At 68.8% G+C, this 21,808-nt stretch carries 28 protein-coding genes; 22 read left to right on the top strand and 6 right to left on the bottom strand.

Going from position 1 to position 21,808, the window contains the following annotated elements; translation table 11 throughout:
- Positions 1-16 precede the first annotated feature (16 nt).
- From D7I44_RS08745 to D7I44_RS08710, 9 genes are all read left to right on the top strand, one after another.
- Positions 17-346, top strand: a complete 330-nt coding sequence (locus tag D7I44_RS08745; protein ID WP_120789144.1) for a type II toxin-antitoxin system RelE/ParE family toxin — start codon at positions 17-19, stop codon at positions 344-346.
- A 23-nt stretch (positions 347-369) separates the two neighbouring features.
- Positions 370-1,452 (top strand): ImmA/IrrE family metallo-endopeptidase, encoded by a 1,083-nt coding sequence (locus tag D7I44_RS08740; RefSeq protein ID WP_120789143.1) that lies wholly within the window; start codon positions 370-372, stop codon positions 1,450-1,452.
- Between the two features lie 82 nt (positions 1,453-1,534).
- Entirely contained in the window at positions 1,535-2,110 is a 576-nt protein-coding gene (locus D7I44_RS08735; protein ID WP_162940156.1) for a nuclease-related domain-containing protein, read from the top strand.
- A gap of 214 nt (positions 2,111-2,324) precedes the next feature.
- On the top strand, positions 2,325-2,447 hold the full coding sequence (locus D7I44_RS18655) for a hypothetical protein (RefSeq protein ID WP_281271708.1): 123 nt from the start codon (positions 2,325-2,327) through the stop codon (positions 2,445-2,447).
- A 154-nt stretch (positions 2,448-2,601) separates the two neighbouring features.
- Positions 2,602-3,726 (top strand): nuclease-related domain-containing protein, encoded by a 1,125-nt coding sequence (locus tag D7I44_RS08730; protein WP_162940155.1) that lies wholly within the window; start codon positions 2,602-2,604, stop codon positions 3,724-3,726.
- 185 nt (positions 3,727-3,911) lie between these two features.
- The gene (locus D7I44_RS08725) at positions 3,912-4,163 is read left to right on the top strand and encodes an AbrB/MazE/SpoVT family DNA-binding domain-containing protein (RefSeq protein ID WP_120789140.1); all 252 of its coding nucleotides are present in this window, start codon (positions 3,912-3,914) and stop codon (positions 4,161-4,163) included.
- Positions 4,160-4,534: a type II toxin-antitoxin system VapC family toxin gene (locus D7I44_RS08720; protein ID WP_120789139.1), complete on the top strand. Its 375-nt coding sequence runs from the start codon at positions 4,160-4,162 to the stop codon at positions 4,532-4,534. Before D7I44_RS08725 ends, D7I44_RS08720 begins: the two co-directional genes overlap by 4 nt.
- Positions 4,535-4,736: 202 nt before the next feature.
- Positions 4,737-5,426, top strand: coding sequence for a hypothetical protein (locus D7I44_RS08715; RefSeq protein ID WP_162940154.1), 690 nt, complete (start codon positions 4,737-4,739; stop codon positions 5,424-5,426).
- A gap of 27 nt (positions 5,427-5,453) precedes the next feature.
- A complete protein-coding gene (locus D7I44_RS08710; protein ID WP_120789137.1) occupies positions 5,454-6,221 on the top strand; it encodes a hypothetical protein in 768 nt (255 codons plus the stop codon).
- On the opposite strand, the gene D7I44_RS08705 is transcribed toward D7I44_RS08710, so the two are convergent.
- Complete coding sequence (locus D7I44_RS08705; protein ID WP_120789136.1) at positions 6,215-7,159, bottom strand: ADP-ribosylglycohydrolase family protein; 945 nt, start codon at positions 7,157-7,159, stop codon at positions 6,215-6,217. The two genes, D7I44_RS08710 and D7I44_RS08705, sit on opposite strands and share 7 nt — an antisense overlap.
- 217 nt (positions 7,160-7,376) lie before the next feature.
- Here D7I44_RS08705 and D7I44_RS08700 point away from each other — a divergent pair, with 217 nt between their 5' ends.
- From D7I44_RS08700 to D7I44_RS08680, 5 genes are all read left to right on the top strand, one after another.
- Positions 7,377-7,733: a TM2 domain-containing protein gene (locus tag D7I44_RS08700; RefSeq protein WP_245980162.1), complete on the top strand. Its 357-nt coding sequence runs from the start codon at positions 7,377-7,379 to the stop codon at positions 7,731-7,733.
- Between the two features lie 155 nt (positions 7,734-7,888).
- Positions 7,889-8,155: a type II toxin-antitoxin system Phd/YefM family antitoxin gene (locus tag D7I44_RS08695; protein WP_245980160.1), complete on the top strand. Its 267-nt coding sequence runs from the start codon at positions 7,889-7,891 to the stop codon at positions 8,153-8,155.
- The gene (locus D7I44_RS08690) at positions 8,139-8,531 is read left to right on the top strand and encodes a type II toxin-antitoxin system VapC family toxin (protein ID WP_120789135.1); all 393 of its coding nucleotides are present in this window, start codon (positions 8,139-8,141) and stop codon (positions 8,529-8,531) included. Before D7I44_RS08695 ends, D7I44_RS08690 begins: the two co-directional genes overlap by 17 nt.
- Before the next feature lie 4 nt (positions 8,532-8,535).
- Positions 8,536-9,879, top strand: coding sequence for a M20/M25/M40 family metallo-hydrolase (locus tag D7I44_RS08685; RefSeq protein WP_120789134.1), 1,344 nt, complete (start codon positions 8,536-8,538; stop codon positions 9,877-9,879).
- Between the two features lie 9 nt (positions 9,880-9,888).
- Positions 9,889-10,143 (top strand): glutaredoxin family protein, encoded by a 255-nt coding sequence (locus tag D7I44_RS08680; protein WP_120789133.1) that lies wholly within the window; start codon positions 9,889-9,891, stop codon positions 10,141-10,143.
- A 73-nt stretch (positions 10,144-10,216) separates the two neighbouring features.
- Here the strand turns inward: D7I44_RS08680 and ypfJ are convergent, their stop codons facing one another.
- Positions 10,217-11,113, bottom strand: a complete 897-nt coding sequence (ypfJ, locus tag D7I44_RS08675) for a KPN_02809 family neutral zinc metallopeptidase (protein ID WP_120789132.1) — start codon at positions 11,111-11,113, stop codon at positions 10,217-10,219.
- Between the two features lie 103 nt (positions 11,114-11,216).
- Between ypfJ and D7I44_RS08670 the strand changes: the two genes are divergently transcribed.
- Positions 11,217-11,672, top strand: coding sequence for a heme-binding protein (locus tag D7I44_RS08670; protein WP_162940153.1), 456 nt, complete (start codon positions 11,217-11,219; stop codon positions 11,670-11,672).
- Positions 11,673-11,678: 6 nt separating this feature from the next.
- Here D7I44_RS08670 and D7I44_RS08665 read toward each other — a convergent pair whose 3' ends face one another.
- Entirely contained in the window at positions 11,679-12,149 is a 471-nt protein-coding gene (locus tag D7I44_RS08665; RefSeq protein ID WP_120789130.1) for a MarR family winged helix-turn-helix transcriptional regulator, read from the bottom strand.
- Between the two features lie 46 nt (positions 12,150-12,195).
- On the opposite strand from D7I44_RS08665, the gene D7I44_RS08660 reads away from it, so the two are divergent.
- The 6 genes from D7I44_RS08660 to D7I44_RS08635 all read left to right on the top strand — a co-directional run bounded on the left by D7I44_RS08660 (position 12,196) and on the right by D7I44_RS08635 (position 17,617).
- A complete protein-coding gene (locus tag D7I44_RS08660; protein WP_245980152.1) occupies positions 12,196-12,945 on the top strand; it encodes a hypothetical protein in 750 nt (249 codons plus the stop codon).
- Positions 12,946-12,949: 4 nt separating this feature from the next.
- On the top strand, positions 12,950-13,432 hold the full coding sequence (locus D7I44_RS08655) for a nitroreductase family deazaflavin-dependent oxidoreductase (RefSeq protein WP_181445636.1): 483 nt from the start codon (positions 12,950-12,952) through the stop codon (positions 13,430-13,432).
- Between the two features lie 51 nt (positions 13,433-13,483).
- Positions 13,484-13,876 carry a helix-turn-helix transcriptional regulator gene (locus tag D7I44_RS08650; RefSeq protein WP_120790864.1) on the top strand — a complete coding sequence of 131 codons (393 nt, stop codon included), beginning with the start codon at positions 13,484-13,486 and terminating at the stop codon, positions 13,874-13,876.
- 9 nt (positions 13,877-13,885) lie between these two features.
- On the top strand, positions 13,886-14,290 hold the full coding sequence (locus D7I44_RS08645) for a VOC family protein (RefSeq protein WP_120789127.1): 405 nt from the start codon (positions 13,886-13,888) through the stop codon (positions 14,288-14,290).
- Positions 14,291-14,326: 36 nt separating this feature from the next.
- The gene (locus D7I44_RS08640) at positions 14,327-15,367 is read left to right on the top strand and encodes a hypothetical protein (RefSeq protein ID WP_120789126.1); all 1,041 of its coding nucleotides are present in this window, start codon (positions 14,327-14,329) and stop codon (positions 15,365-15,367) included.
- A 66-nt stretch (positions 15,368-15,433) separates the two neighbouring features.
- A complete protein-coding gene (locus tag D7I44_RS08635) occupies positions 15,434-17,617 on the top strand; it encodes a beta-glucosidase (RefSeq protein WP_120789125.1) in 2,184 nt (727 codons plus the stop codon).
- 68 nt (positions 17,618-17,685) lie between these two features.
- Here the strand turns inward: D7I44_RS08635 and D7I44_RS08630 are convergent, their stop codons facing one another.
- A complete protein-coding gene (locus D7I44_RS08630; RefSeq protein WP_120789124.1) occupies positions 17,686-19,134 on the bottom strand; it encodes an MFS transporter in 1,449 nt (482 codons plus the stop codon).
- Between the two features lie 138 nt (positions 19,135-19,272).
- Between D7I44_RS08630 and D7I44_RS08625 the strand changes: the two genes are divergently transcribed.
- The gene (locus D7I44_RS08625; RefSeq protein ID WP_120789123.1) at positions 19,273-19,866 is read left to right on the top strand and encodes a TetR/AcrR family transcriptional regulator; all 594 of its coding nucleotides are present in this window, start codon (positions 19,273-19,275) and stop codon (positions 19,864-19,866) included.
- Between the two features lie 86 nt (positions 19,867-19,952).
- On the opposite strand, the gene D7I44_RS08620 is transcribed toward D7I44_RS08625, so the two are convergent.
- Entirely contained in the window at positions 19,953-20,507 is a 555-nt protein-coding gene (locus tag D7I44_RS08620; RefSeq protein WP_245980150.1) for a TetR/AcrR family transcriptional regulator, read from the bottom strand.
- A 30-nt stretch (positions 20,508-20,537) separates the two neighbouring features.
- Positions 20,538-21,779, bottom strand: coding sequence for an MFS transporter (locus D7I44_RS08615; protein WP_120789121.1), 1,242 nt, complete (start codon positions 21,777-21,779; stop codon positions 20,538-20,540).
- Between the last annotated feature and the right edge of the window lie 29 nt (positions 21,780-21,808).

Below are 21,808 nucleotides of genomic sequence, written 5' to 3'. Positions count from 1 at the left end.
AGGTAAATGAGGTGACGTGGATGTTGATTTCGAGGATGAATCGTTTCGTCGCGAAGCCGAAAGCCATCGCACGCTCGTGCGCCGCAACGGTGACAAACGCGCCAGCCTGATCGAACGCAGGCTCAACACCCTGCGCGCGGTTGACAACGTCGCCGACCTAAGGCCACTGCCCGGCCGCTTCCACCCACTCTCTGCCGACCGCGCGGGCGAATGGGCCTGCGACCTTGATCATCCCTATCGCCTCGTTTTCGAGGCGACCCCTCCCACCCCAACCCTCCCCGACGGAGGAGTCGACTGGTCCTGGGTGACACGCATCACCATCCGCGGAGTAGTCGACTATCACTGAGAAGAAACCCTGGAGAGAACGTAATGTCCTACTTCGCTCCTGATTACGCCGTCGCTCCTGGCGAGACCATCCAGGAGTGGCTCGACGAGAACTCGATGACGCAGGCCGAGTTGGCCGATCGCATCGACCTGAGCAAGAAGACCCTCAACCAAATCATCAAGGGCATCGCGCCCCTCAGCCAGGACACTGCGCTGAAGCTCGAGGCCGTCACTCGCATCCCCGCGCGCACATGGAACGCACTCGAGTCCCAGTACCGCGGCGATCTCGCGCGAAATGACGCTCGCGCCGCGCTTGAGAGGCAACTCGACTTTCTAGATGAGTTGCCTCTTCCTGCGCTCCGCAAGAGCGGAGTGATTACTAGTTCCGCGCGCAGCCCCGAAGTGCTTCAAGAGGTCTATAGCTTCTTCGGGGTGGCCAACACGGAAGCCTGGCGTCGGCTTTGGGAGTCACCCGCCGCGGCCTTTCGGCAATCCACCGCATTTGCGGCAAAACCCGGCGCCGTCGCAGCCTGGCTGCGCCTCGGCGAGCTTGCTTCCAAGACGGTGGAGTCGAAGCCGTTCAATAAGGAGCTGCTCCGCCAGAACATCCCAGCCATTCGCGCGCTTGCCACAAAGTCGGACCCAAGCGAGTTCCTCCCGCAACTCGAACAGCTCACTCGCGACGCGGGCGTGGTCGTCCTGTTCGTCCCGGACGTACAGGGAACGCGCTGTTCCGGGGCGACACGTTGGATTGATGACCGCCCGGTGATTCAGCTGTCGCTACGACACAAATCAGATGACCAACTCTGGTTCACCCTTCTCCATGAGATTGCCCATGTACTACTGCATGGGAAGCGAGACGCGTTCATCACCGGCGACTACGCCTCAGAGGAACTGCAGCACAAGGAATCAGAGGCGAACGAGTTCGCCGCGGACACGCTCATTCCGAAACGGTACCAACCAGAACTCCCCTTGCTTGTTTCATTGCAGCAAGCGCGCGACTTTGCGGCAAAAATCGAGACGTCGCCTGGAGTCGTGGTTGGCAGGCTGCAGCACACGAAGATCTGGGCCTACAGCAAGGGCAATGGCCTGAAAGTCAAGTACGAATTCGCGCCCGCCGCCGATTGAACCGCCGGTGGCGCCCGACCGACCCGTCCGCCCCACCCACTGGCGCTGCAGGTGCGGCGCGCCCGCGCAATAGACAGAGGTGGTGACCGACCTCACACAATCCGCCGCGCCCACGGCATCGCTCGCAAGCCGGCCGCCCGCGGCATCCGTCATCACCCAATGCCTCGCCGAGCAGAGCAAGCTGACGGGGCGCAAGCGTATCGCCGACATCCTGGGTCTCAGCCCGCTCACGGACGACGCGCTGCCGTGGTTCACGGGCGCGCTCGGCGAGCTGGCCGTCGGCCGCGAGCTGGCGCGCCTCGATGCAGCCAAGGGGTGGGTTGTGCTGCACTCGGTGCCCGTCGGCAACCGTGACAGCGACATCGACCACGTGGTCATCGGCCCCGCCGGAGTCTTCACCATCAACACGAAGCACCACTCCGGCCAGCGCATCTCGACGGGCCGCAGCCTGATCTTCGTGAGTGGCCAGGCCAAGCCCTACATCCGCAACTCGGTGTTCGAGGCAGAGCGCGCGTCGAAGCGGCTGACCGAAGCGGTCGGATTCCCCGTCACCGCCCACCCCGTGCTCGCCTTCGTCGACCCGAAGGAGCTCGCGGGCAAGCGCGACCTCGACGGCGTCCACCTCGTCGACGCGGCAGGGCTGCGTTCGGCGCTATGAGTGACGACCCAGTGGGTCGTTCACGCGCCGGACGCCGAGCGGGCTGTGCCCGCGAGGATGGCTCACGAAGCAGCCGGCTTTATGGGGTGCGGATGCCTCAGCCACAGTCGCTCGCGCCGCGTCGGTCGCCGCGACCTTGCGTGCTTCGGCCCAGGTGCCGCCCCCGGCAATAGACCGTGCCAACGTCGCGGAGTTCTCGGAATTACGCGGGAGCGTGACCGTGATGAAGCTCATCCGCGGGGTGTGGGCACTCGGCGGGGTGTGGGCACTCGGCGGGGTGGCTGCGATGACCGGCGCCGTGTGGTCAGTTCTCGGATTCATCTTTCAGTCCGTCTGAGCCAACCCATCGCCGGAGTTCGGGCAGCGACGCGAGTCGACAACGTCCGTGATCGCAACAACGAGTTCAAACTCTGAGCGCGCGCCACCCAGCCTTCATCAGCGCACCCGCATTGGGGGCGCGGCGTTGCTGGCGGCAACGCTAGCTTTTCGTGGTGAGCGCGCACGCGGCAGAACCTGCGGGAGCGGACGAGGACCCGCTCGCGGTTCTCCCTGGTCCCGCGCCCGCGGCGCCCATGGGCTGGTACCTCACGCCTGAGAACAACGAGTTCTGGCGCTGGTGGGACGGGACCGCCTGGACCTTTTATCTCCGCTCGGTTGAGAAGGCGCCGCCTGGCGGGGCTCGAGCGCCATCCCTCACGGCGCCGAGTTTTTCGGTCCCTGCGGACGCAACACAATCACCAAGCCCGCGAACCACGACGTTGCCGCAACCCTCGCTCCCGGATCCACACGATCTGCGCAGCCGAGTGCCGGCACAGTCTCTGCTCGAGAAACTGACGGGTTTCGTCGAGTCGGGCGAACTGCGCATCGATGCCAACCCACGCAAGTCCTTCGTCAGCAAGGACGCACAGTCCTGGTACGTCGGCGCGCTCGGCGAACGGCATGTCGCCATGGTCCTGCGCGGGCTTCCTTCGGAGTGGACCGTCCTGCACTCTGTGCCCGTCGGACGCGGAACCAGCGACATCGACCACGTCGTTATCGGCCCGGCCGGCGTATTCACCTTGAATACGAAACATCATGCGGGCGCGGACGCCTGGGTCGGAGACCACGCGATGTACGTGGCCGGCGCGCCAGTCGACTATCTGCGCAAGTCGAGCCACGAAGCGTGGCGCGCGAGCCAGGCTCTATCGCGCGCGTCGGGACTCACCGTGCCTGTAACCGGCCTCATCACTTTGGTCGGGGTCAGGCGCCTCAACGTCAAGCAGCGACCGTCCGCAGATATGCATGTCGATGTTGTGCCGGTTGAGCACCTGCTGACCAGACTCCAGACTCGTCGTGAGTTCAGCGACGAACAAGTCGCGCGCGTCGCTGCAGCGGCGTCTCGATTCGGGACGTGGCACACCGGCAACCCCAGCTCAGTAGATATCTCGCCTGCGCTTGCTCAACTGGACATTGCCGAGTCGACGAAGTCGGCACCTGCCGGCTACACACCGGTTCGTCCACAGCGACGGCGCGGACGACGTCTCGCCGTCGGCTGCCTCGCCGTCATTGGCGGCTTGTTCACCGCCTACGCGGCCGTGGTGCTCAGCGCATACGCGATCTGGCACTTCACGCACTAGCGATTGAATCCTTTACACCCAAAACATCCCGAGAGAGCGCCCGCACCACTTCGCGATCTGCGACATCTTCCCCAGCACCGGAACGCTGCCCTCGAGTTATCCGCCCCAGGGGCTCCCGCCGCCGATCGAGCACCGTACGCCGGCCTACCCTGGCCGCATGACATTCTCAGTGGTACCGTCACCGCATGGGTGGGTCCTACTTCATGACGGTGGGAAACAAGGGGCGAGTCGTGCTCCCGGCTGACCTACGAGCGCGCTTCGGCTGGGAAGAGGGCGTCACTCTGATCGCCGTGGAAACCGACAACGGCGTGAACGTGATGGAGCGGTCCGAAGCGCTGAAACTCATCCGCGCAGAGTTGGCCGGTTCCCACATCCTGGAAGAGCTCTTCGCCGAGCGTCGCGCGGAGTCCGCACGCGAGGACGCCGGGGAATCATGACGGGCGTCGTGTTCGACGCCTCCGCTCTGATCGCCTTTCTCAAGGGGGAACCCGGAGCAGATGTCGTCGAGCGGGAACTCTCGGCAGGTGGGTTCTGCGGCGCAGCCAACTGGGCCGAAGTGGCGCAGAAGACGCGGTTCCTCGGCCTCAGATGGCAGACAGGGCGCAGCCTGCTGCGCAGCTACGGGCTCACGGTCACCTCCGTCCTCGAAGTGGATGCGGAACGCGCCTCCGCGCTGTGGGTGCGCGGCCAAGGCCTCTCACTCGCAGACCGGCTTTGCCTGGCGCTCGCCGAACGCCTCGAGTTGCCTGCGCTGACGGCAGATCAGGCCTGGAAGGGCAAGCACCCGCGGGCGCAACTCATTCGCTAGGAGCCCCACCCCGTTCCAAACCTGTTCCCTCATCGAAATGCGCGAGAGGGAACGCGCCGACCGCGTCCCACCCGGCATCCGCTCAGTTTCATCTTGTATCTTTGTTGCGTCTATTTAGCACATAAGGAAACCGACGTGACGAACATCGAATCCGGCAGCCGCCGCGGCAGGCGCCTTGGCCCTCGCCGCGGGCGCAACCGCCGTGGCTCTGATCACAGCCGGCATCATCACTTTCAACGCCACCACTGACGGAACCCTCGCGGAAGCCGACGAGCCGGCCGCGGCCACGGTAGTGCACCAGCCGACCGATCTGCAGTCCGAGGCGCTCGCGTGGGCGGAATCCCTCGGAGACTTCACAACCGCGACCCACTCCGGTTCGGGCGACGTGGTCGTCGAACTGCCCGACGGAGCCGACGCGGGCATCCTGATCGCCCGCCACCAGGGCGACGGCGACTTCGCCATGACCATAATCGACGCCGACGGCGAGTCGAGCGGCGAGCAGGTCGTGAACACCACAGGCGAGTACCACGGCACCACTGTCTGGGGTCTGCGCACTGCGCCCGAGGCCTCCAAAACGGCCGCCATTCAGATCACGGCCGACGGCGACTGGTCGCTGATCGTCGCGCCGCTCTCTGCAGCCATCCCGATGTCCGCCTCCGTCAGCGGTGACGGCGACGCCGTCTTCCTCTACGACGGCAAGCCCGGCCAGTTGGACGCCGAGCACGACGGCGACGCCGCCTTCGGCGTGACCGCCTTCGCGCAGAACCACCACGCCGACGGCCTCGAGTTCACGCAGACCGGCCCGTTCACGGGCGAGTCCCGTTTCGTCGACAACGTGCCGGCGATCATCGCGGTGACCGCGACCGGTGCCTGGACACTGACCCTCGCGTAACGCCTGCCCCGACCACAGGAGAACGACATGAACAGCGAAGCCGTCAACCGCAACCGCAAGCGGGCCGGATTCTGGGCGACCACCATCGCCGTCGGCGCACTCGTCGCGGGCATCATCACCGTCGGCGTGACCGCCGGAGGCGAAGAGGCCGAGGCAGAGCCGCTGCCCGTGCCCGCAGCGACGAACCCGATCATCGCCGACCCCGACGGGCCGCACGAGTCCACGATCTGGGACGCCCAAGTGTGGGCGAAGGACGCCTTCGGGGAGTTCAACGCCGTCACGCACCACGGCTCGGGGAACGCGCTGATCGAACTGCCGGAAGGCGCCCAGGCCGGTGTCCTGACCGCACGCAACACCGGCGACGGTGAGTTCGCGCTGACGATGCGCGGACCCGCGCTCGAAGTGACGGGCGACCAGCCCGTCATGACGACCGGTGCTTACCAGGGCACCACCGTCTGGGGTGTGCACAACACGGCGGATGCCGCATACCTGCAGGTCATCTCAGACGGCGACTGGTCGGTGACCATCGCCCCGATGAGCGCCGCACGCGTGATGCACTCGACCGGCGACGGAATCGGCGACACCGTATTCCTGTGGGACGGCGACGCCCGCGCGCTGAACGCCGCGCACCACGGCAACGGTGAGTTCGCGATCACGGGCTACACCGAGGACCCGATCGCCACGGTCGGCATCACGACCCACCGCGGGCCCTACACGGGAACCATCCACCTCGGGTCGTCCCCTGCGGTGATCGCCGTCACCGCGGTGGGCAGTTGGACGGTCGGACCTCAGTAGTCGACCGCTTTGCGCACGAGCTCAGCGAGCTCGGCGGCCCCGAACGCGCGGAACTCGTCTGCGGGCCACCCGTGCAGCACCTTGAGCCACTCAGCCGGCACCGCCGCGGCCCCGTAGACAGCTCCCGCCAGAGAGCCCGCGATCGCCGCGACGGTGTCGGTGTCGTTTCCGCTGCGCACGGCGAGCTCGAGCGCCTCGCGCAGGGAAGAACTGTGGGTCAGGGCCGACCACGCCGCCTGCAGCGAGACGACGACCCACCCGTTGTTGCCGCGCAATTCCCACGGCAGCACGGCCTCCGCGTCGTCGAGACGCGCGTGCCACACCGCGGCCCGCTCGGCGGGCAGCGTGTCGATGGCGGTGCGCAGCTCGAGCCCGCCGGTGAGGATCGCCGAGCGGATCGCCAGGCTCCAGATCACGCACGCGTCGCCGGCATCCGTCTCGTGATGCGTCAGCTCGCTCACGCGACGGGCGACCGCGGCCAAGGCATCCGCCTGCCCATCGCGCAAATAGCCGAGCGCAACCGGCCCCGTCCGCATGAGCGAGCCGTTGCCCGCCGACCGCCCTGCTTCGCGATGGACGGCCAGCGCCGATGCGCGCGCATCGTTCTCAGTGACATGGCGGATGCCTGCGAGCACCGCCCGCGTCTGCAGTCCGACGTCTTTGGCCTGGCGCGCCCAGCCGATCCATTCGCCGACGATCGCAGCCAGGGTGTGGGCGTCGTCGAGCGGCTTGTGCCGGGCCACCGCCTGCAGGATCGGCACCGCCATGCTGGTGTCGTCGGTCCACTCGCCGAGTCCCCACGGCGGTGCGGCATGGAGGGTGATCGGCGTCGGCGGCAGGGTTGACGCGCGGAACTCATACGGCGCTCCGAGCGCGTCCCCTGCCGCCGACGCAGTGACGGCGCCGACAGCTCGGTCCAGCTGCTGTGGTGTCAGCATCCGTCCCCCAACCCCTTGAGAGTTGACAGTAATTCAGCGAATGCGATTGCCTCTCCCCCCACTTCGCGGTTGCCGTGAGCACCGGGCGGGGTGCCAGGGTGCCGCACCGCCCGGCATGCGAGCGGTACTTCGGGCCCTGGTGCCCGGTACTTCCGTCCGTTGTGGCGGGCGTGCGGCGGCGGGATGCTTCCGGCATACGCACACGGAAGGACCCCTCATGACCACCACACCTGCCGCCCCCGTCGGCGGCTATATGCCGGCCTCGGCGCCGAAGTCGTTCACCGCGACCTGGCTGTTCGCGCTCGTGCTCGGCTGGGCGGGCGTCGACCGCTTCTATCTGGGGAAGGTCGGCACCGGCATCCTCAAGCTGATCACCCTCGGAGGCCTCGGCGTCTGGTGGGCGATCGACGTGATCCTCGTGCTCACCGGGCTCACGACCGACAACCTGCGCCGCCCGCTCGTCGGCGTCGAGAGCGACAAGGATCGGATGCTCGCCTGGATCGGCACCGGCGTGCTCGTTGTCGCCAGCTCGATCGGCTCCGCCTTCGGCCATTGGAGCGGCCCGATGCGCTGAGCTGCGTCGGACTCGCCCAGCACTGGCGCCCACACCGGTCGCCATCCACAATCTCGGTCGCGTCCGCGCGGCCGCACTCCTTCGGCCACTAGTTTCGCCGCATGAGCAATCGACATACCCTTAGTCCACCTGAGTTAGTCCATCAGGAGGACATCGTGAAGCAGGTCAACATCCACGAGGCGAAGACGCATTTCTCAAGGCTTGTAGAAGACGTCGAGGCGGGCGAGACCATCGTCATCGCGCGCGCGGGCAAGCCAGTGGCACAACTGACGAAGTTCACCGATCGCCCTTCACTGCCTCGATTGGGCGGGCTCGAGTGGCTTGGCAGGGACCCAGACGCGATGTTCACCCCTGAGATCGAAGCTGAAGTCAAGGCACTGTTCGACCAGTCGGAGATCTTCCCCAGTGAAGATCCTTCTTGACACTCATCTGCTGATCTGGGCAAAAACACTGCCCGCTCGACTGCCGCAAGCGGCTCGTGAGGCCATCGTCGACGAGTTGGCAGCGCCCTACTTCAGCACGGTCAGCATCTGGGAGGCGAGCATCAAGTTCGGACTCGGGCGAGACGACTCGTCCCTGGTCGAACCGCGACGATTGCGCTCTGTGCTCCTCGAAAGCGGATTCGAGGAACTCGATCTGAGTGCTCGGCACGCGCTCGCGGTCTCCGATCTTCCGCTGCACCACGGCGACCCCTTCGATCGAATGCTCATCACTCAAGCAAAGCTCGAGGCCATGCTCTTCCTCACTGCGGACAAGGAGCTGGCGGAATATGGCGACCCCGTTCGGCTCGTAGGCTGACGGAGTGCCCGAAACACCCGCGACGGATGCCTCGCCCGTTCGCCCTGGAATCGCCGAGCGCCTCAGTCGGCTGATTCAACTCGACACGGTCTCTGCCACTGTCGTCGCGAACGGCACCGGCGCCTTCGAGTCGCTGCTCGAAGAGCTGTACCCGCTCGTGCACGAGCACCTGAAGAAGGAGCGCATCGGCGAGCGCGGGTTCCTCTTCACGTGGGAGGTCTCGGGTGATCCGGTGGTGCTCATGGCGCACTTCGACACCGTGCCGGCGGTCGCCGCCGAGTGGGGCTTCGACCCGTTCTCCGGCCGCATCGAGAACGGCGTCGTGCACGGCCGCGGCGCCGTCGACGACAAGGGCGCGCTCGTCACCCTGCTCGACGCGGTCGAGAACCTGCTCGCCGCGGGACGCACCCCGGCGCGCACGGTGCTTGTCAGCCTCGGCGGCGACGAGGAGACGACGGGGCCGTCAGCGCGCACGATCTCGGAGGAGCTGCACGCCCGCGGCATCCGCCCTTGGCTTGTGCTCGACGAGGGCGGAGCCGTCGTCAACGCGCCGCTGCCCGCGCTCGACAGGCAGAGCGCGATGGTCGGCGTCGCCGAGAAGGGCGCCGTCACGGCGCGGCTCACCGCGACCGCGCCGCCCAGCCACGCCGCCACTCCGAGCCGCGCACCGAGCGCCCCGGAGCGGCTCGCGAAGGCGCTCACCCGGCTGCGCCGGAACCCGTTCCCGAAACGGCTGAACCACACGGCGCGCTCGATGTTCCAGGCGTACGACGGCGTCGCGACCGGGATCGGCAAGGTGCTTGTCACGGTCACTCCGCGACTGGGGCCCGTCGCGGCGCGGGTGCTCGCCCGCCTCGGCGGCGAGCCGGCCGCGATCGTGCAGACGACCCTCGCGGTCACGATGCTCGAGTCGGGCACGGCGCACAACGTGATCCCGAACACGGCGAGCGCCGTACTCAACCTGCGACTCGCGGTCGGCGACTCGGTCGAGCAGGTCGTCACGACGCTCACAAGGACGATCCGCGACGAGTCGATCACGATCGACCTGCTCGAGGGCTACCCCGCGAGCCCCGAGTCACGCACCGACAACGCGCAGTGGCGATCGATCACGGATGCCGTGGGGGCCGCCTACCCGGAGGCGGTCGTGGTGCCATACGTCATGCTGGCGGCATCCGACGCCCGTCACTTCCACCCGTTCACGCCGGACGCGACCTACCGCTTCGCGCCGCTCGCCATGTCGGCGGGCGAGCGCGCCGCGATCCACGGCATCGATGAGCAGGTGACCGTCGATGCGCTGGTGCGCGGCGAACAGTTCTACCGTCAGCTGCTGTTGCACGTGCCCACGTAACATCGAGGCATGGCCAACCCCGAGACCTTTGACAAGATCACCATGTTCGGCGCCTCCTGGTGCGGTGACTGCCGTCGCTCGAAGGCGCTGCTCGACCGACTCGATGTGGACTACGACTACGTCGATGTCGAGGCCGACCTCGACGGCGCCGCGCGCGCCGAGGCGATCAGCGGTCGCAAGAGCATTCCGGTGATCGTCTTCCCCGACGAGAGCCACTTCGTCGAGCCGACGGATGCCGAGCTCGAGGCGAAGCTCGCAGGTTGAGCTAGGACCGATTGCATCGCAATCGCGCGAAACCCGCCGAGGCGGCTATGCCGCCGAGGATCGCCGCATAGGCCTAACTGAGCTGCGACGCCGGGATGCCGAAGGTCTGGCAGTCGACCGGCTCGCCGTTCAGCCCCGTGGTGAACCACTTCTGACGCTCGGCGCTCGTGCCGTGCGTGAACGACTCGGGGTTCACAGCCCCCTGGGTCGCCTGCTGGATGTGGTCGTCGCCGACAGCGGCGGCGGCCTTCAAAGCATCCGCGATCTGGTCCTTGGTGACCGGGTTCAGGTAGTGCTGCCCGTTCTCATCGGTCTCGGCCTGTGCGTCTCCGATCCACGCGCCGGCGTAGCAGTCGGCCTGCAGCTCGAGTCGCACCGAGTCTGACGACGCCCCGGTCGCCGACAGGTTCTTGCCCTTCATCGTGCCCGTGATGTTCTGAATGTGGTGGCCCCACTCGTGGCCGATCACATAGAGCTGCGCGAGCGCGCCGGCCTCCTCGCCGAACTGCTGCGCGAGCTCGTCGTAGAACTTCGGGTCGATGTAGATCGTCTGGTCGGTCGGGCAGTAGAACGGCCCCATGTCGGTCGAAGCCGCGCCGCACCCGGTCGTCGTCGACTGATCGAAGATCACGATGCCCTGCGGGTCGGTGTAGCCCTGCACCTGCTTCGACCAGTAGTCCTGCAACAGCGCGGCCGCCCCTTGAATCCGGCAGTTCGCGTCCTTGTTCGCCTCCGCCGCGGTGCACTGCAGCTGCTCGTCACCGCTCGTGTCGATCTGCTGCCCCTGCAGGCCGGAGAGACCGCCGGCGACCCCGCTCACATCGACCCCCGTGAAGTGCTGCACCAGCAGCACGATGATCACGATCACGATCGCGCCGCCGCCCGCACCCCCGCCGATCTTCATCCCGCGGCCACCGCCGCGGCGGCTGACCTTCCCGCTCGAGATGTCGGCGTTCTCGTTGAACGTCATGCCGCAAAAGTACCGCCGAGGCGATGCAAAGGAACCCCTTCAGGGGCGCGCGCAGGTTAGGTTCGAGTCATACCCGAATCGATTCGACTTGAAAGGCCGACGGATGCCTCACGCAGAGCCCACCTACACCCTTGACCAGCTCGCCGCCGAGCCTCGTGCAGAGTTCGACGCCTTCACCCGCGACGACGCGGTGCGCCTCGGCGAGATCGCCGTCGGGATCATCCGCGACTGGGGTGTGAACCTGGCGATCGACGTGCACATCGGCGATGAGCTCGCCTACCGCGCGCAGCTCGGCACCACCGGCCAGGGGAACGCCGACGTGATCGCAGGGAAGCGGCTCACGGTGAAGCACTTCGGGCACAGCTCGCTGCTCGCCCGCTTCAAGAAGGACGCCGACCCGACGGTCGCCGACGGGCTCGGCGACGAGTACAAGTTCTGGGGCGGCAGCATCCCGATCTTCGTCGGCGGCGAGCTCTACGGCACGCTCTCATCGTCGGGCGAGCCCGACGTCGTCGATCACGAGGTGATCCGCGCCGCGCTGGACCGGTTCACCGCCTAGCGTCGCTCAACTGCGATAGCCGGGGTGCACGCCCTCTGCGAGGCCGTGCACCGCGGCGAGCTTGCCGAGCAGCGCGCCGAGGGTCGCGCGCTCGTCGGCGGTCAGCGAGCCCGTGAGGTCGCGGTCGTGCGCAGAGCCCACCTGGCGCATTCTCGCCATGACGTCGCGGCCGGCATCCGTCAGCGTCAGCTCGTAGTTGCGGCGGTCACGCGCGCTGCGCGCGCGCGCGACGAGGCCCTTCTTCTCCAGCCCGTCGATCAGGGCGACGACGCGGCTGGGCCCGACGCCGAGGAACCCGGCCAGTATCTGCTGGCTGAGCGCGCCCTCGTGCCGGCTGATGATGCGCAGAATCCCGACATCGCTCGGCTGCAGACCCAGCTCGCCGACCCGCTCGGCGAAGCGCTGCGCGGCGAAGCCGCCGACCTGGGCGAGCAGGAACGCCACCGGCTGCCAAGGCTCGGGCCCGCGGTTCGTCATGAAAAAACCCTAGCAGCCGCAATCATTCAGTGCTATGAATCATTTCGTGACAGAAACGAATGGCCTGCGGATGCCGCGCGACGCGTCTGCCCGCCGCCATCCGGACGGCCCACCGCTCGGGCCCGTCGCGACCGTCGCACTCGGGCTCGCCCTGATCGGGGTGCTGCTGCCCGCTGCGATCGCCGGCCGCGTCTACCCGTCCCCGTTCGAGTCGAGCTCGCAGGTCACGGGCTATTTCGCCGACCACCCCTTCGCCGCGGTGCTCACCGCGCTGTTCACGTTCGGCTCGGCGATTCCGCTCGCGATCGTCGCCGCATCGGCATCCGTTCGCCTGAATCGGCTCGGCGTGCGCGTGCCGGGCCCGACCATCGCTCTGGCGGGCGGCCTGCTCGCGTCGGCTTCGCTCGCGATCTCAGGGCTGGTCACGTGGGTGCTGAGCAGGCCCGAGCTTGCGGATGCCGGGGCCGGCATCACCCGCCGCGCCCTGCACGACCTGGCCTTCGCCCTCGGCGGCCCCGGCTTCGTGGTGCCGCTCGGGCTGCTGCTGGCCGGCATCGCGGTCCCGTCGGTGATCGTGGGGCTCGTACCGCGCTGGCTCGCCTGGGCGGGTCTCGCGCTCGCGGCCGTCTGCGAGGTCGCGACGCTGACCCTGCTCTGGGATGGCTTCACCGTGCTTCTTCCGGTCGGCCGCTTCCTCGGTCTCGTGTGGCTCGTCGTCGTCGGCTTCGCGCTGCCGCGTGACCGGCGTGAGGTGCCGCGCGGCGAGCGCAGGGCATGGCGCCGTACGTCACACTGAAGGGGTGGCCTCGCCCCTCCGCACCTTCCGCGCCGCCGTCGCGTGGGTCTCTCGCACGCGGTGGTTCCGCCGCGTCGGCCCGAGGATCATGCCGCCGTTCGAGCGGTTCATGACACGACTCACCGGCGGGCGGGTGACCGCGAGCGGCATCCTGATGCCGGCGCTCGTGCTGCACACGATCGGCGCCAAGACGGGCGAGCGCCGCCGGACCGAGCTGATGTGCGTGCCCGACCGCGGCACCTGGCTGATCACGGGCTCGAACTTCGCGCGCGACACGCACCCCGGGTGGACGGCGAATCTGCTCGCCCACCCGCGTGCAGAGATCGACTACAAAGGGCGGCGGATTCCCGTCACGGCCGCGCTCGTGCCGAGCGAGGAGCGCGAGGAGGTCTGGGCGACGATCCAGCGCCAGTGGCCCGGCTATCGGAAGTACGAGGTCGCGGCCGGCCGCACGCTGCGCATCTTCCGCCTGACCGCGCAGACTTGAGCCGTGCCTGACCTCGATGAGCTGCGCCGGCTGCGGCGAGCGCGCGACCGGATGGATCGCGAGTTCGCGCAGCCGCTGGACGTGCCGGCCCTCGCTCGCACGGCGCTCATGTCGGCGGCGCACTTCAGCCGCCGCTTCCGCGCCGAGTACGGCGAGACGCCGTACTCCTACCTCATGACCCGGCGCATCGAGCGGGCGAAATCGCTGCTGCGCCGGGGCGACCAGAGCGTGACGGACGTCTGCTTCGCCGTCGGCTGCACGAGCCTCGGCTCATTCTCGGCGCGTTTCACCGAGCTCGTCGGCGAGACGCCGAGCGCCTACCGGGTCCGCGACCACAGCGCCCTGCGCCCGGTCGCTCCGTGCCAGCTGATGCTGATCACCCGCCCGCGACGTGCCCGCCAAGAGAGCAGTTTTGAAGAAGCATCCGCTCTCGCCCCTGCCTAGCCTCGAAGCATGACAGTCTCACTCAGCGGCGTGCACATCCTGGTCGACGACCCCGACGCCTCGCTCGCCTTCTATCGCGACGTTCTCGGCTTCACGAAGCTCTTCGAGGCGGAGAACGGCGGCTACCGCTGGATCACGCTCAGCACCCCGACCCAGCCCGAGATCCAGATCGTGCTCGAGCAGCCGCACGGCGGCCGCTCGCAGGAGAACGGCGACGCGGTCGCCGCCCTGCTCGCCAAGGGCGAGCTGCAGATGATCAATTTCACGACGGACGACCTCGACGCGACGTTCGAGAGGATCTCGGCGGCCGGCAGCGCGGAGATCCTGCAGGAGCCCACCGACATGCCATGGGGGCAGCGCGACGCGGCGTTCCGCGACCCCGCTGGCAACCTCGTAAGGATCGCCCAGGCCTGACGGATCGGTCAGGCGGGTCCCCGTACTCTGGTGCGTATGCCCGCCGCCGACCGACGCCGCCGCCGCGCGCCCTTCATCATCGCGGGCGCGGCTCTCGTCGTCGTCATCGTCGCGGCAGTGGTCGGCTGGGCGCAGCTGCAGCGGCCGACCGCGCCCGCCCAGACGGCGACACGGTTCTGGCAGCTGCTCGCCGATGGCAAGGCGCAGGATGCGCTCGCGCTGAGCTCCACCCCGGCCGACTCGGTGCCGAACGGCCTGCTGCTCGGCAATGCGGTCTACGGCAAGGCCGACCGCGGCATCGCGAACGTGAGCGCCGGCACCTTTGTGCGGCATGGCAACGCGGCCTCCGGCACGGTCGCCTACACGCAGCACGGCGCGAAGCACACGGCGACCGTCGACCTCGCGCTCGTGCATAGCGGATTCCTCACCCGACCCGCCTGGCAGATCACCAACGCCCCCATCGCCCGCGTCGACGTGACGGTCGCGAGCGGCAACCAGGCGGACTCGCTCTCGGTCGACGGCATCTCGCTGCCGCTACCCGGCGGCGACGGGGTCGTCGCGGTGCCGGCGCTGCCCGGCACGTACTCGTTCGCGCTCGGCGCGTCGAGCGGCCTGTTCTCGCCGGCGCCGCAGAAGGTCTCCGTCACGGGCGCGACCGCCGCGGTCACGCTCGGCGTCACGCCGTCGAGCAAGCTGAGCCAGCAGTCCGTCGCCGACGCGACGACGCTGCTGAACGGATGCTTCACGCAGCCGACCCTCGCAGACGGGTGCAGTCTCGCCGACGGCATCCGCAATCTCTTCAATCTCACGGCGGAGCAATCGGTGACCTACCAGCTGACCCGCGCGCCGCAGCTCGCATTCGACGCGAAGGCGATGCAGGTGAAATCGACAGCCGACGGCGAGATCACGAGCCTGCAGTCGGATGCCGTCAACACGCCGTTCCACACCGTCGCGCAGTTCTCGCTCACGCTCGACGTCGCCGTGAAGAGCGGGAAGATCACGCTGACGCCGTATCAGGGCGGTCTGGTGAACTCCGATCAGGTCTGCATTCCCGAGGCGCACCAGTTCAAGTGCTAGCGGTCGAGATCGTCGCGACTGCGCACGGCCCTACGGCGCAGGCATCCGCTCTCATAGTCTGATGACATGTCTGAGTCGACGCCGTCGCCCTTCGAACAAGCCGTCGCCGGAGTCGTCGCCGGCGCCGATCTCGCCGCCGAGACCGAGGCTCTGCTCGGGCTGCTGACTCCCGACGAGAAGCTTGCGCTGCTCGACGGCGACCAGGAGTTCTGGGCGGGCATGACCGAGATGCGCGACGTCGGCTACAACACGACGCCGATCGTGATGGGCGCGATCGACCGGCTGGGGATTCCCGGCCTGCGGTTCAGCGACGGACCGCGCGGCGCCGTGATCGGCCACTCGACCGCGTTCCCCGTCTCGATGGCGCGCGGCGCGACCTGGAACGTCGAGCTCGAGGAGCGCATCGGGCGCGCGATCGGCGCTGAGATCAGGGCACAGGGGGCGAACTTCTTCGGCGGCATCTGCATCAACCTGCCGAGGCACCCGGCGTGGGGTCGCATTCAGGAGACCTACGGCGAGGACCCCGTGATCCTGGGCAGGTTGGGGGCTGCGCTGCTGCGCGGCATCCAACGCCATGCGATGGGCGTCGCCAAGCACTACGCGCTCAACTCGATGGAGAACGCGCGGTTCTCGGTCGACGTCACCGCCTCGGACGAGACCCTGCACGAGGTTTACCTGCCGCACTTCCGGCGGCTCGTCGAAGAGGGCGTCGACGCGCTGATGACCGCGTACAACTCGGTGAACGGCGAGTGGGCGGGGCAGAGCGCGCAGCTGCAGCAGCGGATCCTGCGCGACGAATGGGGCTTCACCGGGCTCACCGTCTCGGACTTCATCTGGGGTTTGCGCGACGCGGCACTCTCGCTGACCAACGGGCTCGACGTCGAGGAGCCGTTCGCTCAGCAGCGCGCTGCGCGCCTGCGCACGGCGCTGGATTCCGGGCACGCGTCGTGGGCCGATGTCGACCGCTCTGCGCGGCGCATCCTTGCCACGCAGCTCGCCTACCACGCCCGGCCGCTCGACGACGAGCCCTCTGCCGACGTCGTCTTCTCTGCCGAGCACCGCGCGCTCGCCCGCGAAGCCGCCGCAGAGGCGATGGTGCTGCTCAAGAACGACCCGGTCGCAGGCGATGCGGATGCCTCGGCCGACGCCGCGCCGCTGCTGCCCCTGCCTCGCGATCTGGCATCCGTCGCCGTCATCGGCCGCCTCGCCGACCTTGGGAACACGGGCGATCACGGCTCGAGCGACGTGCGCTCGCCCTCGGTCGTCACCCCGCTCGCCGGGCTGCGCGCGGCGCTGCCCGATGCGGTGATCACCGACGTCGCGTTCACCGACCTCGACAGTGCGGCGCAGGCCGCGGAGGACGCGGAGGTCGCGGTCGTCGTCGTGGGCTACACCGCGGAGGACGAGGGCGAATACGTCGGCGGCGAGTCGATGAACGACCCCGCGCTGTTCGCGCTGTACCCGCCGGCCGGCCCCGAAGTCGACCCGGCGCTGGTCGCGAACCCGTCGGGGCTCATGGGGGGCGAGATCGGCGGCGACCGCTCGTCGCTTCGCCTGCTGGGGGGCGATGTCGAGCTGATCAGGGCCGTCGTGGCAGCGAACCCGCGGACGGTCGTCGTGCTGGTCGCGGCCGGCGCGGTCATCACCGAGGAGTGGCGGCATGACGTGCCCGCGGTCGTGCTCGCCTGGTACTCGGGGTCGGAGGGCGGTCACGCCCTCGCCGACGTGCTGCTCGGCGCTGTCGACGCGACTGGCCGCCTGCCGTACTCGGTGCCGACGACAGAAGAGCACCTGCCGTTCTTCGACAAGAACGCCACTGCGATCACGTACGACCGCTGGCACGGCCAGCGGCTGCTCGACCGCGACGGGAATGCCGCCGCGTTCCCGCTGGGGTTCGGGCTGTCGTACACCTCGTTCGCGCTGTCGGGCGTGACGGTCGGCGCTGTGGCGGACGAGTCGTTCGAGGCATCCGTCACCATCACCAACACGGGCGACCGTCGCGGCCGCCACGTGGTTCAGCTGTACGGCGTGACGGATGCCGCGGATTTCCCGCATCGCGTGCTGCTGGGCTTCACCCCGGTGTGGCTCGAGCCCGGCGAGACCGCGACGGTCACGGTGCAGGGCTCGACGAGGCCGCTGCAGCGCTGGACGTCGGGTGGTTGGCAACCCGCTGCCGACGCCGCGCTGATCGAGGCATCCGCCTTCAGCGGTGACCCGGCCGCGGTCTCGGCGCCTCTCGCGCTCACCTGAGCCAGGTCGTCACCTAGTCGTCTTTTGAGCGCACAATCGCCGACTTATCGACGACTGGGTGCTGGGCCTCAGGCCGCGTCGAGGAACTCGACCTCGACCTCGTGACGAGGCTCCGGCGCGGAATCCACCTGCTCGATCACCGCGGAGCGGCGCGGCACCAGCAGCGCCGCTCCGATCGCGATGAGCGCGAACACGGCGACCAGCAGGAATCCGCCGATGTAGCCGCCCTCGACCGGCAAGCCGGTCGCGGTGGCGTGCGCGGTCACGACGCTGGTGACTGCCGCCGTTCCGACCGCGCCCCCGATGACGCGGATGTTCGCGTTCATGCCCGTCGCGACACCGGTCTGGTGGTGCGGAACGCTCTGCACGACGAGGCTCGAGAGCGCCGCGTAGGCGAAGCCGAGCCCGACCCCGTAGAACAGGCCCCATGCCGCGATCACGAGCGCCGAGTCATGCACCAGGGCGATGCCGGCGGTGGCGACCGTCGAGATCACCGAGGTCCACACGAGCTGCATGCGGAAGCTGACGCGGTGCGAGATGCGCGCGCTCATCGGCCCGGTGACGCCCATGCCGACGACCATCGGCAGCAGCACGAGGCCGGCGCCGGTGACCGTGAGGCCGAGGCCGTAGCCCGACGCGGTCGGCGTCTGCACCAGCTGCGGCAGGAAGGTGAGGATGCCGAACATGGTCGCACCGAAGAGCAGGGCGACGAGGTTGGTGGTCCACACGGCGGGCGTGCGCATCAGGCGCATGTCGATGATCGGGTGCTGCGCGCGCGACTCGACGACGATCCAGAGCACGAGCAGCACGGCGGCCACGACGAACAGGCCCTGCGTGGCGGGGCTGGTCCAGCCCCAGGTGCGGCCCTCCGACAGCGGCAGCAGAAGGGCGACGAGCCAGCCGGCCATGAGCACGGCGGCGCGGCCGTTGAAGCGGCCTTCGGTGCGGGCGCCCGACTCGGGCAGCAGGAACACCGCGGCGATGCCGAGCAGCACGACGAGGATCATCGGCAGCCAGAACAGCCAGCGCCAGTCGAGCGCCGACTCGATCGGGCCGGCGAGCACGACGCCGATGCCGCTGCCGATCGCGAGGATCGACGAGAGCAGCCCGATGGCACCGGGCACGCGGCGTGCGGGGTAGATCTCGCGGATCATGCCGAACGCGAGCGGGGTCACGGCGTAGCCGAAGCCCTGCAGCACGCGACCGACGAGCACGATCGAGAGGTTGGGAGCGAGCGCCGACACGAGCGTGCCGACCGCGATGGCGCCGAGCACCGCGAGGATCGCCCGCTTGCGGCCGAACAGGTCGCCGGCCTTCCCGATGAGCGGGGTGGCGACGGCGGCGGAGAGAAGCCAGGCGGACATGATCCAGGTGGCGCCGGTCTGCGTCGTGTGCAGGTCGGCCTGCATCGCCGGCAGCACGGGTGCCATGAGCGACTGCAGCGCGGTCAGCGAGGCGACGGCGAGCGCGAGGATCGTGAAGGCGATGGTGGGATTCGCGGCCTTGGTTGCAGGCATACCCAGGGTTCTAGACATAGAACGGCCCGCCTTTCAAAGTTGGGAGGGTGTACGATTGGTCCGAACCGGAGAGTTCTCCGGTGACTCCTAGAACAGTAGCGGAGAACTCTCCGCTTAGCAAGTACAGTTTGTCGACGGATGCCTGAAACGAAGCCCGAAGTCAAGAAGCGCGCCGACGCGCAGGCCAACTACGACCGCATCCTCGGCGTGGCCCTCGAGGCGCTCACCGCCGACCCCGACGCATCGCTGAACTCCATTGCGAAGACTGCGGGCGTGGGCGCTGGAACTCTGTACCGGCACTTCCCGACGCGCGACCACCTCGTGGTCGCCGCGTACCGCCATGAGGTGGAAGAGCTCGTCGATGCGGCCTACTCCCCGTGGCTCGCCGACCTCGCGCCGACCGCGGCGCTGCGCACCTGGTTCGACCGCATGGCGCAGTACGGCATGACGAAGGTGGGGCTCAAGAGTGCGCTCGACGCGGCCACGCAATCGGTGCCGTTCGAGCGCGACGAGATCCACAACACGCTCACGGCGGCGATCTTCCACCTGCTCGAGCGCGGCCAGGCCGCGGGCGAGCTGCGGGCCGACCTCAGCGCCGAAGACGTGCTGCTCGCCGTCGGGTTCCTGTGGCGCCTCGACCCGGCATCCGACTGGCGTCCTCAGGCGGCACGCCTGCTCGACCTCGTCGTCGACGGCCTCCGCGCTGCGCCGGTCCCTGCCGCAACGGAGTGACTGCGGTCGATGGGCGCTGCGGCGCACCTTTTCCGCGAAAACGTGCGCCCTGCGCGGCTTCCACCACGTGATCCCGGGGCCGCCGCCTACGCGATCGGCACCCGCGCGAACAGCCGACTGACGAGGCGCGGCGCCGTCGTCTTGTCGACCGTCCACGGCGAGAAGATGATGCGGTAGATGATCGGCGCGATGACGTAGTCGATCAGCTCTTCCGGATCGAGCCCGAAGGACTCGGGCGCACGCTCGATCAGCAGCGACGCCTCGACGCGACGATTCCGCAGGCAGTCGCTCTCGACGTCGCCCGCGGCGCCGGCGCCGGCGCGCAGCAGCGCGGCGTTGACGGGCTTCGAGTAGTGGGCTACGAACTCCTCGGCCCACAGTTCGACGTCGCGACGCAGGTCGGAGGTGTTGGGAAGCGGCCGATTGGGGTCGAGCCGGTAGGTCGCGATGTCGTTGATCATCGTCTGCAGATCGCCCCAGCGCCGGTACACGCTCGTCGGGTTCACGCCCGCGCGCTCTGCCACCATCGGGATCGTGATGGCGCCCCGCCCGCGCTCGGCGATGAGCTCTTCGACGGCCGCCTTCACCGCCGCGAGGACGGCCGCGCTGCGGCCGCCCGGGCGGGTGGACTTCGTGGTCATGTCCGTCATGCTAATGCCGACCATTTTGCGTTAGGCGCTCCGCTCGGTGAGGGCGGATGCCTGTGCGAGCCGCCACTGCGCCAGGAATCCGATCGCCGCCGCAATCACGATCGCGACCGCATAGCCGACCGCGACGGGCAGCAGCCCGAAGGCGCCGACGAGCTCGCCGGCAATGATGGCGGGGACGCCGAACGAGAGGTAGGCGACCACGTAGACGGCGGCCGACAGACCGGCGCGCTCGTCGGGGCGGGCGAGCGGCAGCACGCCGCGCAGCGCCCCGGAGAACGACGTGCCGAAGCCGACGCCGGCCACCGCGCCGCCGCCGATCAGCAGCGCGTAGTCGGCCTGCACGATGCCGAGGGTGATAAGCGTCGACCCGACGGCGAGCGCCGCGGTGCCGATGAGCACCGAACGCCGAGGCACGAAGCGGCCGAGCAGGTAGCCCGCGACGGTCGCCGCAGCCGGCTCGACGAAGGTGGTCACGCCACTGACCAGCCCGCTGTGCAGGTCGAAGACGGCGCCGAGCACAGTGGGCACGAGACCGAAGAAGAGGCCGGCGAGCATCCAGGTGGCGAGGTGCACGGGGACCGCCGCGAGGAATTCGCGCTTCGCCGCGTTCGGCACAGCCACCCGCGGCATCAGCGAGCGCCACGAGAACCGCTCGCGCACCGCCGTCTCAGGAGCGAGCGCCGCTGCGGCGGCGCCGAACAGCATGATCAGCGCGAGCGTGGCGAAGACGATCTGCGACGCGTGCGAGCTCAGCTGCACCGCGGCGCCGGTGAGCAGCGCGCCCAGCCCGAGGCCCGCCGCAGGGGCGAGCGAGGCCAGCAGCGCGCCGAGCCGCTTGCGGCTCTCCGGTGCGAGCTCGACGATCCAGGCGGAGAACGCACTGGTCGCCGCGCCCGTCGCGACGCCCTGCACCACGCGGGCTGCGATCACCCAGCCGATGCCGTTCGCGCCGAAGAACATCAGCATCGCGACGACCTCGACGATGAGCGCCGCGGTGATGACCGGGCGACGGCCGAGTCGGTCCGAGAGCGAGCCGACGACGAGCAGCGCCGCGAGCAGGCCGCCGGCGTACGCGGCGAACGCGACCGTGAGCACCCACTCGGGGAAGCCCCATTCGCGCTGGTAGACGACGAGCAGCGGGGTCGGCGCGCCCGCCGCGAGGTACAGAGTGGCGAAGGTCGCGGCCGCCGCGCCGAAGGCGGCCGTCCGCGAGATCCGCGCGGTGCGAGGCGCCGCCCTGGTCAGCGCGAGTTCTGAAGACATCCGATGCTCCTTCTCAAAAGCAATGCTGG

Source organism: Gryllotalpicola protaetiae (assembly GCF_003627055.1).
Lineage (GTDB): Bacteria > Actinomycetota > Actinomycetes > Actinomycetales > Microbacteriaceae > Gryllotalpicola > Gryllotalpicola protaetiae.
This window is presented reverse-complemented; position numbering and strand designations above follow the sequence as displayed.